At 61.1% G+C, this 10,763-nt stretch carries 13 protein-coding genes and 1 pseudogene; 6 read left to right on the top strand and 8 right to left on the bottom strand.

Features of this window, described 5'->3' with window-relative positions:
- Positions 1–11: 11 nt before the first annotated feature.
- From DXT59_RS23625 to DXT59_RS31625, 3 genes and pseudogenes are all read right to left on the bottom strand, one after another.
- Positions 12–245, bottom strand: a complete 234-nt coding sequence (locus DXT59_RS23625) for a hypothetical protein (RefSeq protein WP_116139748.1) — start codon at positions 243–245, stop codon at positions 12–14.
- Between the two features lie 45 nt (positions 246–290).
- On the bottom strand, positions 291–536 hold the full coding sequence (locus DXT59_RS23620; RefSeq protein ID WP_116139746.1) for a response regulator transcription factor: 246 nt from the start codon (positions 534–536) through the stop codon (positions 291–293).
- A 26-nt stretch (positions 537–562) separates the two neighbouring features.
- Positions 563–715 (bottom strand): annotated as a pseudogene (locus tag DXT59_RS31625) (response regulator transcription factor); the annotation flags it as partial.
- A 776-nt stretch (positions 716–1,491) separates the two neighbouring features.
- Between DXT59_RS31625 and DXT59_RS23610 the strand changes: the two are divergent.
- From DXT59_RS23610 to DXT59_RS23585, 6 genes are all read left to right on the top strand, one after another.
- Positions 1,492–1,914, top strand: a complete 423-nt coding sequence (locus DXT59_RS23610) for a hypothetical protein (RefSeq protein WP_116139742.1) — start codon at positions 1,492–1,494, stop codon at positions 1,912–1,914.
- Positions 1,915–2,075: 161 nt separating this feature from the next.
- Positions 2,076–2,291, top strand: coding sequence for a hypothetical protein (locus tag DXT59_RS23605; protein WP_162878218.1), 216 nt, complete (start codon positions 2,076–2,078; stop codon positions 2,289–2,291).
- 92 nt (positions 2,292–2,383) lie between these two features.
- Positions 2,384–2,929 carry a TIGR01841 family phasin gene (gene phaP / locus DXT59_RS23600; protein ID WP_116139738.1) on the top strand — a complete coding sequence of 182 codons (546 nt, stop codon included), beginning with the start codon at positions 2,384–2,386 and terminating at the stop codon, positions 2,927–2,929.
- A 221-nt stretch (positions 2,930–3,150) separates the two neighbouring features.
- Positions 3,151–4,149, top strand: coding sequence for a glycosyltransferase (locus DXT59_RS23595; protein WP_116139736.1), 999 nt, complete (start codon positions 3,151–3,153; stop codon positions 4,147–4,149).
- Positions 4,146–4,952 (top strand): phytanoyl-CoA dioxygenase family protein, encoded by an 807-nt coding sequence (locus tag DXT59_RS23590; RefSeq protein ID WP_116139733.1) that lies wholly within the window; start codon positions 4,146–4,148, stop codon positions 4,950–4,952. Before DXT59_RS23595 ends, DXT59_RS23590 begins: the two co-directional genes overlap by 4 nt.
- Positions 4,953–4,956: 4 nt before the next feature.
- A complete protein-coding gene (locus DXT59_RS23585; protein WP_162878217.1) occupies positions 4,957–6,117 on the top strand; it encodes a Bcr/CflA family efflux MFS transporter in 1,161 nt (386 codons plus the stop codon).
- A gap of 99 nt (positions 6,118–6,216) precedes the next feature.
- Here the strand turns inward: DXT59_RS23585 and DXT59_RS23580 are convergent, their stop codons facing one another.
- The 5 genes from DXT59_RS23580 to pxpB form a co-directional block, all read right to left on the bottom strand.
- Positions 6,217–7,173, bottom strand: a complete 957-nt coding sequence (locus DXT59_RS23580) for a DUF979 domain-containing protein (RefSeq protein WP_116139729.1) — start codon at positions 7,171–7,173, stop codon at positions 6,217–6,219.
- 2 nt (positions 7,174–7,175) lie between these two features.
- Positions 7,176–7,949 carry a DUF969 domain-containing protein gene (locus tag DXT59_RS23575; RefSeq protein ID WP_116139727.1) on the bottom strand — a complete coding sequence of 258 codons (774 nt, stop codon included), beginning with the start codon at positions 7,947–7,949 and terminating at the stop codon, positions 7,176–7,178.
- A gap of 179 nt (positions 7,950–8,128) precedes the next feature.
- Positions 8,129–8,881 (bottom strand): 5-oxoprolinase subunit PxpA, encoded by a 753-nt coding sequence (gene pxpA, locus DXT59_RS23570; RefSeq protein WP_116139725.1) that lies wholly within the window; start codon positions 8,879–8,881, stop codon positions 8,129–8,131.
- Positions 8,882–8,902: 21 nt separating this feature from the next.
- Entirely contained in the window at positions 8,903–9,952 is a 1,050-nt protein-coding gene (locus DXT59_RS23565) for a 5-oxoprolinase subunit C family protein (RefSeq protein WP_116139722.1), read from the bottom strand.
- Positions 9,949–10,686: a 5-oxoprolinase subunit PxpB gene (gene pxpB / locus DXT59_RS23560; protein ID WP_116139720.1), complete on the bottom strand. Its 738-nt coding sequence runs from the start codon at positions 10,684–10,686 to the stop codon at positions 9,949–9,951. The genes DXT59_RS23565 and pxpB overlap by 4 nt, the downstream gene beginning before the upstream one ends.
- Between the last annotated feature and the right edge of the window lie 77 nt (positions 10,687–10,763).

Below are 10,763 nucleotides of genomic sequence, written 5' to 3'. Positions count from 1 at the left end.
GACAAACACGCTCAATCGACGAGTTCGATCGCGTTGATTGCGATCACCGCCCGATGCCGCAGGGCTATCTTGCCCGGCACGACGTGGGCGAGCGGGACATTGCGCGAGGCGGCGTAATTGCGCCGCGCGCGTTCCGTGAAGCGCCGCAAGTCCTGCTCCGACGGCTGCTTGCCGTCGTTGTGGCCGATATATTGGACCTCGGTCAATGGACCGCAAGACATCGTCTGCACCATGTAGAACGACATGAGGCTCCCGGGTCGAAAGCAGGCGTTTCCTTTTGCGCGCGGGCATCAAGGCTGCTCCTCGGATAGGTCGAGCCAGCCGGAGACGATCGAGACGAACAGCAGTTCGCACACGTTGGACGCATTGGCTTTTTTCAACAGATTGGCCCTGTGCTTGCGGGCGGTTAGGTCGCTGATGCCGAGGCGGCGCGCGATCTGCTTGTCGCTTTTGCCGTCGCTGAGCAAGGCGAGCACTTGGTGCTCGCGTGTGGAGAACGGCGCCGTACTCGGCTTTTTTTTATTGAGTTCGGACAGCTAACGAAATATCGACGCACGAGTTGCGCTGACTTCGTCGCGCCGAACTTAGCCAGCAGCGCTTCCCGATGCTTCCTGGCCGTCGAGATGGAAAAGGCCAGTCGCGCGGCGATCTCGCGGTCCGTCAGCCCTTCGGCGATCAAGGCGAGTACGGTGCCCTCTCGGGTCGTTGGCGTCATGCCGCTCTCCAAGATAAGTTTCAGATGCATTCGAGTGATGCGGGGCGCCGTCGCGGGCGCGCGAGCAAGGCGGCTCGTTTCGATACGGATCGGTCGTTATCGCTCTCGACGCAATACATTTCGTAAGCGGACGATGATCGAGGGATGCGGCACGCTCGCGCTTTTGGAGGACGCGGGGTAATTCGGTCTTGAAGCGCGTCGCAATAAACGATATTTCGTAGGCGATCGATTTCGATGTGAGTTGCGGCAGTGCTTCGATTTTGAGAAGTTATGTCGATTTACCCAATTGATGGGATTTTCGATGAAACGGCGCGGATAGCATCCTATGAGCTGTGACATGAGAGGCTCTAGCAAGGAAACGTGAGGTGTTGAAACGATTCTCTGCATCGGCGCGAAAGGCATCCATTAGGCAAATGATGTAGTGTCGCAAATCCTTAAAAAGTATGAATTACGGCTGCGCATGACACAGAATCGATGTTGATGGATAAAAAGTCTTCGTTTTCGCCGTATTCGATAAGCCGAATATTTTTATGAAAATACGAGTCGATAAATTCGCGCGGTTTTTTGCGTCGTTTGTTCATCGTGGCTACTCCATTTGCCGAATGGCGAGCGCCAAGTCGAGGACCGAGAATCCGTTCACCGCGTATCGACGAAGCCGGCCGCGTGCGTAGCCGGCCGCGTCGCGAGGACGCGGGACGTGCCGGCGGTCGCGATGGGGCCCCGGGCGTTGCGCGGCGAGGTTCTGCCGACCGCCATCGGACATGGGGAGAATGGCTATGGATGGATTGATGGAGCATGCTCAGGGCGCGCGCGAGCACGAATCGGACGAGACAGATGGAGACGTTCAGGCGAGCGGGCTCGGATCGCGGCGCGTGCTGGCGGGCAGCTTGCTCGACCGGCTCGTGCTGTTGAACAGCGCGCGACGAGCCCTGCGCGATATGGGGCTGCGCGTGGCGCGGGTCATTTGGTGCGACGCGCGTCCTTTCATCGAGATCGAGCGCGCGCCGAACATATCGCTCGCGCCCTTGCTCGATCGCATGGGACGCCGCGTGTTTCGCTGTGTGAACGGACGCACGCGGATCGCCGGCGAGTTCATGGGCGTGACCGTGTGCTGGTTCGAATGGGCAAGCGACGGGACAGCGGGCGGTGCGCGAGGCAACGCCGACGTGACGACGATGCAGGAGGGCATGGAGCGATGACGCCGCACCGCTTTTGTCCGCGCCGCGCGGCACGGTCTCGTGGGAAATGTGAGCTTTGCCCGGTTCGTTGTTTGTCCCGCGCGCCTGCGGTGCGGGCCCGCCGTGGGCCGGACCCGGAGCAGCCGGTGATATGGCCGTTGGCGATTTTTCGTCGCTCATCCGTGAGTGAATCGACCATCTTGCTGAGCATGCATGAACTGACCGCGCTGATGTTGCTGCAGCGCTCGCCCGGCAACTGCGAGCTCGATCGCGACGATCTTGAAAGCTTGTCGGTGCGGAACTTGGTGGCGTTCGACACGTTGCCGGGGGGCAAGCGGCGCCCCCGAATCACGGCGCACGGCGCCGATTGGCTTGCGCAGGTGATGCGTGGGCGCTGAGCGGCTGCGGCGTTTATGGTGCTCGCGGCGAGGTGGTCCGCCGCGAGGTTTTTACGGAGTTTTCCTAACTAACCGAATAAGTAGGAGTTAATATGAACTGGGTGTCTCCGAAGCAGGTAGTCGCGACTCAAAGAGCCGGCATTGATACGGTACTCGGTGTGACGCAGACGCTTCTCGACGGTTGCGAGCGGTTGACCGATCTGAATTGGCAAACGGCCGGGTCCTTGATCGGCGAGTCGCACGAGCGTGCATGGCGGGGGGCTTTGCCGAAGACGCCGCTCCAATGGATGATGCCGGCTTCGGCTTGGCCAATGCCGGTCGTGGAGAAAGCGCAGGGTTATTATCGGAAGGCGTACGAGATTGCCGTGTCGACGCAGGCGGATATCGCGGGCATTTCGCGGGAGGGGAGCGACGCGTATACGCGATTGTTCGCGGACGATGGCGCCAAGCCGGCCTCGTCGGAGTGGGATGCGGGTATGTCCGCTTGGGGGGCGGTTTTCGACGCGGCGTTTGCGCTGTACGAGACGTGGCAAAAGGCGAACCTGCAGGCGGTGCAGTTGACGGCGGGCAGTTTGGACCCGGCGATGATCGTGGCCGGCAAGAGCGCGAAGCGTACGTCGGAGCATGCGCGGCATTGAGGTGGCCAAACGTTGCTGGTTTAAGTGCGTGGCTGGATGGCGCCCGAAGGGGGGCATTGCGTCTTAATTTTTGAGGCCGATGCGGCGCGGGCTTTAGGTCTGGATATAGTCCGGTCAATTCATGCCCTGAGGGTCCCGAGCATGGATACCTGGCGGTGGCAAATAATTTTCATGCCGATTAGCTGCCGCTCTTCGCACCTTGCTGAAAATCTATCGACACAATGGAAGCCGGCGATATCACGGAAAATAGTGACCTTTTGCTTTGTATTCCCGCGGGATGGGACGCCTATATCTCGCGGGAGTTCTATGAGATACATCAGCGGCTCGCAACGCTGGGATGGAAGGTAATGGTAGTCGGCGAGGACGAGGATAACTGCATACTGGCAGCAGCTCGCGAGGCTCGCGTCGTGCTGTTATGGGAATGCTATGAAATCATGGAGCGTCACGCCGAGCGTTTTGCTGCGCTTCCGACGCAAGTGAAACGTATTGCGTTCTGCGACGATGTTCATTACTTCAGCGAGTATCGACGTGCGCAGCGCCAAAGAGCATTTCGCTGGGCCGACTTGATCCTAGCGACCTATCCACACAAACTTATTGAATGGTTTCCAGAAATAAAGAAAGACATTAGGTGGGTTCCACACTCGGCTGCATCGTATTTCAGTCCTATATTCGCACCGGCATCTGATCGTGTCTTGCTGTCGGGGGCGCGGACGTGGCCATACCCATTTCGGCAGTTTTGTGCAGAAAAACTGTCTTGTGATGTCTGTGATGTCGTAGACCATCCCGGCTACCCGGGGTACCCGGGCGATAAGAACAATAAGATGAAGGTCAATGCGAGCGCGTTTTCTACCGTCGGTGCAGAAAGGTATGCTTCCTTGCTGCGTCGTTATCCGGCGATGCTCGTTTGCGGCTCAGTCTTTAGCTATCTGGTAGCCAAGGTATTCGAGGGGATGGCTTCCGGCTGTTTGATAGTTGCAGATCGCACATCGCTCGGCGCACATCTCTCGGCACTCGGTTTGCAAGAAGGTCAGCACTATCTTGGGACAGACGTCCTTCATGTCGCGAAAGATGCTGCCGAGGTCCAGCAGATATATCGCAACGACAATGACCGTTGGGCCATGCTGACCATGAATGCCGCACATGAAGTGGCACGCCGACATACGACCACGATTCGAGCCCGCGAAATTCACGAGCTCTGCACCAGCGAGACGAGAAATTGAATACCGACTATTTGGTGAAAGCTTATCGAGAGACTGGTGCGCTCTACCCTCTTCCTGCGCTAACGAGTTCAGAAGTTAAGCAGGTGCAGGAAAATTACTATGCGATGTGCGGTCCAAGTATGACGGTGAAAGGAGAGCACCGATTATTCGGACATTTGTTGCATCCTTGGATTGCACATCTTGTCGCGCATCCGGCAGTGCTCAAGGTGGTACGCGCGTTGATAGGCCCAGATGTTCTCGTATGGGTAAGTGAGTTCAACGCCAAGCCTCCAAGGACAGACGGATTCTTTTCGTGGCACCAGGATCTTTATTACTGGAAGCATCGGTACGCAGATCTGTCGACCATCCCGATGGTGACAGTGTGGCTCGCGTTATCCGATGCTAATGCTTTGAATGGCGGAATGCGCATTTTGCCTGGCAGCCACTCGATGCTGGTCGAGCATGCAGAAAATCCTAATGCTGACAATATGCTGTCGAGGGCTCAGCATGTATGCCATCCGATTGACGAGAGCCGTGCGGTGCATATCGACCTCAACGCAGGCGACTTTTCGATCCATCACCCGCTCCTGTTCCACGCATCGGGACCGAATTCGAGCGATTCTTCCCGCATTGGTCTTGTGACACGATACGTTTCACCTCGCGTTGTACCTATCGTCAGGCCCGCGTATACGTGGCTCGTTAGCGGCGAAGACTCGCTAGGAAATTGGGATCACGTCGCGCCGCTGGATCCGTGCACAGGTACCGCGCTGAAAGAACGATGCATCAGGGCTGTGCAGGCCGCGACGGGCGCACGATTCAAGTGAGCGCGTGAGATCAAAGATATGGGTGGGCTGTCTTGGTGCGCTTTGCTCGATCGGCCCTATTTCGATCGACATGTATCTGCCTGCCGCCGCGACGTTGACGGTAGCCTTCGGATCAGCGCCGAGCCATATTGCTTTGTCGATTCCGAGCTATTTAGTGGGGGTCTTGATCGGACAGTTGACCCACGGTTTCGTGAGTGATCTATATGGTAGGAAGCGCCCGCTATATGCCGGGTTGGTCATCTATGCGGGTTCATCGTTTGCATGTAGTTGCACGCAGACCGTCGATTGGTTTATCGCACTACGCTTCCTGCAAGGTATCGGCGGAAGCGCGGGGATGGTGCTGGCGAGAGCGATGGTTCACGACCGGACTGACCTGCAAGAGAGGGCTCGGACATTTTCCACGTTGATGTTGGCCGCGAGCGTCGCACCGCTTGTCGCTCCACTAGTCGGTGCCGGGTTGCTCGAGGTGGGCGGATGGCGCGCGATATTTTGGTCGATGGGCACGGTTGGATTGGCTTTGCTCGCACTTAGCGTCGCCATGCCGGAGACGTTGCCCATTGACAGGCGGGCGCTGACTGGTAGCGATCGTGCGCCCTACGGATGGCGTGAAATCCTCTATGACCGCCAGTTCATTACTTGGGCATGCACCAGCGGATTTTTGCAAGGTGGGATGTTCGCCTACTTTGCCATGTCGGCGAGGGTCTTCGTTGACGCTTACGGTTTATCGTCCGGTCTGTTTAGCGCAACATTCGCAGCCAATTCGCTTGGGATGGTCATCGCAGCGCACGTCAATGGCTTATTGGTACTCCGACTCGCGTTGAAACGCGTCGCCAAATCGGCACTATGGGTTTCATTGGTTCCTGTCTTAGCGCTGCTTGCTCTTTACGAGAGACCGCCGACCTTTCTCTTGCTTGGCAGCGTCTTTGTCTACCTATCAATGATTGGATTCGTCGCCCCTAACTCCGCGGCGATTGCCCTAGCGCGGCACGCTGAGCGCGCCGGTTTCGCGTCGGCCCTATTAGGTACTCTGCTTTTCGGCATCGGGGCGGCGAGCGCCGCAATCGCCGCCCATGTTATGCCCTGGGCGCCGGAAAGGTCTTTGATGCTCGCGATGTTGGGTTGCAGTGCACTTGCAATACTCTGCACCTATATGACTCCGCGGTAGGCGTCCTGTACGGGGGGAGTGGCTTCTAATGCCGCCGCGTCGTTTGCTTGTTCGTGTGCGGGCGACCCACCCGCGACAAGCGGATGGGTCACCCGTCATTCACCGAAACATCAACGCATTGAGCAGCAAGATATTGACGACGAGCAGCAACGCGCCGGTCGGCGCTTGCGCCTTGATGACCGCGTTCTTATCGGGTAATTCCAGCAACGCGGCGGGCACCATGTTGAAGTTTGCCGCCATCGGCGTCATCAGCGTCCCGCAGTAGCCCGAGAACATGCCGATCGCCACCATCACGGCCGGGTTGCCATGAAACACGTTCACGAGGATCGGCACGCCGATACCGCCCGTCATCACAGGGAAGGCGGCGAAGCCGTTGCCCATCACCATCGTGAAGAGCGCCATGCCGACGCAGTAAACCGCCACCGCGACGAACCGGTAGTCGAGATTCACATAGGCGGTGGCCACGTGCGCGACGGCCTTGCCCACACCCGCGTCGGCGAAGACGAGCCCGAGCATGCCGAGCAATTGCGGCAGTACCGCGGCCCACGACAGCGCATCGATCAAGCGCCGAGCCTCCTTCGCCGATTGCCCGACGGAATCGCGCGTAACGAAGCACGCGACGGCCAACGCCACGACGCAGCCAATGCCGAAGCCGACGAGCGTCGCGTTCTTCGGCTCGATGAGCGGCGTGCCGCCAACCGTGAGCCGTCCGACGAGCAGCGTCACGGCCACCGTTACGACCGGAATCGTCAACGCGGGCACGAATAGAAGATTGCCGAGCCGCTTGGCGCTGGCCCGGCGCGCCGCGTCGCTAGGCATGTTCGGCTTGGCCCCCAACACCCCGCCGAACCCGGCGATCAGTGCCATCGCGATGACGAGCACGCCGACCAGTTCAGCCGGCAACCAGTCGCCGACGAGAAAAATCACCGCATAGATGATCCAAAAGCCGCCCGCCGCGAAACGCCGCGGATGGGCCTTGTCCGTGACGATCATCGCACCTACGACGAGCAGCACGAGACCGACGAGCCAGAACAAATGAACGAGCTTGAGCGTCATGGTTATTCTCCCGCGGCGCGAGCCGACGGTTGCGTGGGCATGCCCGCCGCAAGCGAGGCGCGTTGTTCGAGATCGCCGGCAGGCGCTTGCGCGGCTCGCTTCAGCTCCCGATCGAGACGCCGATCGAGCAAATACAACCGTACGCTGTGAATGACGAATGCGGCCAACGCGGTCGGCATGCCCCATACGGCCACTTGCATCGGCGCGACGACAATGCCCGCCTCCTTCAAGAACGTGACCATCAATACGATGGCGCCGAAGGCCACGAAGATGTCCTCGCCGAAAAACAAGCCGACGTTGTCGGTCGCGGCGGAAAACGCGCGCAGCTTGTAGCGCACCGCATCGGAAATCGTGCCGTAGCGCGCTTCGGTCGCGCCTTCGGCCATCGGCGCGAGCAACGGCCGCACCATCTGCGGATGCCCCCCGAGGCCGGTCAAGCCCACGGCGGCGGTCAACTCGCGTACGAGCAAATAGACGATCAACAGCCGCCCGGCGGTTGCCGCCTTGATACCGGCAATCCATATTTGCGCCCGCTCGCGCAATCCGTGCCGCTCCAATAGGCCGATGACGGCCAGCGGCAACAAAATAATGAGCGGGATATTACGGGTTTTCAAAAATCCGGTGCCGATAGCCGCGAGAATTTTGTCGGGCGGGAAATGCGCGCATATCGGTGTGACGATCGCCGCGCAAGCGACGATCAACATCGGATTGAATCGCAAGAGAAAGCCGACGACGATGACGGCTACCCCCAGCAAGGGCCATAGGTTGGTCTGCATCTATAAGTCTCCAAGTGACGAACGTCGAACCGTCATACGCACCGCGTCGCGCCGTTTTATTGATCGATTGCGTGCCGGCACGTCGCGGCAATACAGGCGAGCTTGTTATTTGTCTTCCTCGCCTTTTCCTTCTAAAACGCGGCTCTACGGCCGCTTTCAAAGCGCTATCGGCTGCTCTCTCAATGAGCCAGCGAAGACGCGGCCATTACGTCGACGCCCTGTTCATCGAGGGTGCGGCGCAGCTTTTGCGCGAACGCGAGCGCATGCGGGCCATCGCCGTGCAGGCATAGCGTGCGCACGTCGAGCGGGACCCAGTCGCCGGTCACCGTGCGCACGCGTTTGTCGCGCACCATCGAGAGCACGTGCGCGAGCATTTCGTCGTCGTCCTCGATCAGCGCACCGGGTTCGTTGCGCGGCACCAGCGAGCCGTCGGCACGATAGCCCCGATCGGCGAATCCTTCTTCGACGGCCACGAGCCCGGCCTCGCGCGCCATCGAGATAAAGCGGCTCCCGGCAAGGCCGAAAACCGCGACCGACGGATCGAAGTCGTGCACCGCCGAGATGATCGCCTTCGCAATGGACGAATCTCGCGCCGCCTGGTTATAGAGCGCGCCGTGCGGCTTCAAGTGGGCGACACGCACGCCTTCGGCCTGCGCGATCGCCGAGAGCGCGCCGAGTTGATAGAGTATCCCGGCATAAATATCGTCGGGCGGCAAATGCATTTCCTTGCGCCCGAAATTGTCAGGGTCGTGAAAACTCGGGTGCGCGCCGATCGCCACCCCTTGCTTGACGGCGAGCCGTACGCAGTCGCGCATCGCATTGGCGCCGCCGGCGTGCCAGCCGCAGGCGATATTCGCCGAACTGACGAGACCGAGCAGCGCTTCATCGGCGTCGCCGCCTTCGCCGAGATCGGCGTTCAAATCGATATTCATGACTACCTCGTTACAAAACCTTCAAGCGGCGCGCGAGACGCGTTGCAGCCGCTCTTCATGCATGGCGATCGCGGCGTCGATTTGCCGCAAGTACGCGTGTTCCTCCGCGAGTGCGTGGCGCGCCTCCTCGCGGGTCGTGCGCACGAAGCGCACGGCCGAGCCCAGCCGCACTTGGGCAAGCTTCCACAAGTCGGCGGCGATGACCACGCCGATTCGGGGGTAGCCGCCCGTCGTGTGGGCGTCGCCCATCAAAACGATCGGTTGGCCGTTGCCGGGGACTTGGATCGTGCCGGGCAACACGGCATGCGACAGCAGCTCGGATGCTTCGTCGCGGCTCAAGGCGCTGCCCTCGAGCCGGTAGCCCATCCGATTGCTGTTCGGCGTGACTCGCCAGCGGTCCGACCAGAACGCGGTGCGCGCCGCTTCGCCGAACGAATCATATTCGGGGCCGCGCAGCACGCGGATGACATCGCCGCGTTCCGTGCTCCCCACGTACTTGCCGTGCCGCGCCGGTTCCCGCGCGGCCTCGGCGAAGCGGCACCACTCGGGGGCCTTCACGCCGAACGCCGGAGCATCGACGCCCGTCGCTTTATCTTGCCGCCGTATGTTTTGCCCGATCGGCAGACGGTCGCCGTCGCGTAGCTTGCGTCCGCCCAGCCCGCCGAAACCGGCGGCCAAATCGGTGCTGCGCGAGCCGAGGACCGCGATGACGTCGATGCCGCCCCGCACGCAAATATAGCCGCGCATGCCGCGCACGGGTCCGTGCAAGACCAATTCTTGGCCGGCTCGCACCGGCAAGCTCCACCACGTGTGGACGCTCTTGCCGTCGAGCGTCGCGTTAAATTGCGCACCGGTCAGCGCGAGGCGAGTGGCTCGTGTGAAGCGCAGCACGACCGGGCCGACGGTCGCTTCGATCGCCGCGGCCTGCGGTTCGTTGCCCACGAGGCGATTGCCGACTTCGAGCGCAAGCGTATCGAGCGCGCCGGCTTTCGCGATTCCGAGGTGCCGATAGCCCGCCCGGCCTAGATCCTGCACCGAAGAGAGCATGCCGGCGCGCAGTACGTCGATCATTGCACGATCTCCAAAACGGTGAAACGGACGCGATCGCCGGGTTCGAGCAACGTCGGCCGCTCTCGGCTCGGATCGAACAGCGGCAATGGCGTACGTCCGATCAATTGCCAGCCGCCGGGCGAGGCGGCCGGATAAATGCCTGTTTGCGACCCGCCGATACCGACCGAACCGGCGGGTACCGCCACGCGCGGCACGGCTCGGCGGGGCATGTGCAGCGAGGGATCGAGGCCGCCGAGATAGGCGAAGCCGGGCTGAAAACCGACAAAAAAGACGACGTACTCGGCACTCGAGTGGCGCCGGACGACTTCTTCGACCGTCAGCCCGGCGTGTTCGGCCACCGCGCGCAGATCGGGCCCGTCCTCGCCGCCGTAGCGCACGCCGATCTCGATCTCGCGCGTGGGCGCTGCGACGCCGACGGCCCGCTCCCATGCCGCCGCGAGATCGACCGCGCGCGCCTCCAGATCGGCCGATAGCGGATCGAAAACGATCGTCAGATTGTTCATGCCCGGCACGATTTCGACGACGTCGGGCCAGGCGCGCACCGCTTGGGCCAGTGCCCAGATGCGCTGCTGGCATGCGAGCGTCGCCGGGGCGGGCGCCTCGCATACGAGGGCGCTGTCGCCGAACGGGTAGATCCGGGCTGCGATCGTCTCGGGCGGCGCCGCGTTTCCGGAACCGGCTCGAGCGAGCTCGTCGGAGCCAGCGGGCGCCGCTGGGCTTGAGGATGGTTTCATGTGGGCCTTGGCCGGCGCCGCGCCCTTTGCCGGTGGGCGCGCTCGCTCGGTCCTCTGGTTCTGGTCAAGTCGTATTA

It is taken from the genome of Trinickia diaoshuihuensis (genome assembly GCF_003390925.1).
Lineage (GTDB): Bacteria > Pseudomonadota > Gammaproteobacteria > Burkholderiales > Burkholderiaceae > Trinickia > Trinickia diaoshuihuensis.
The sequence above is the reverse complement of the archived record's forward strand: the minus strand, read 5'-3'. Positions and strand labels throughout refer to the sequence as shown.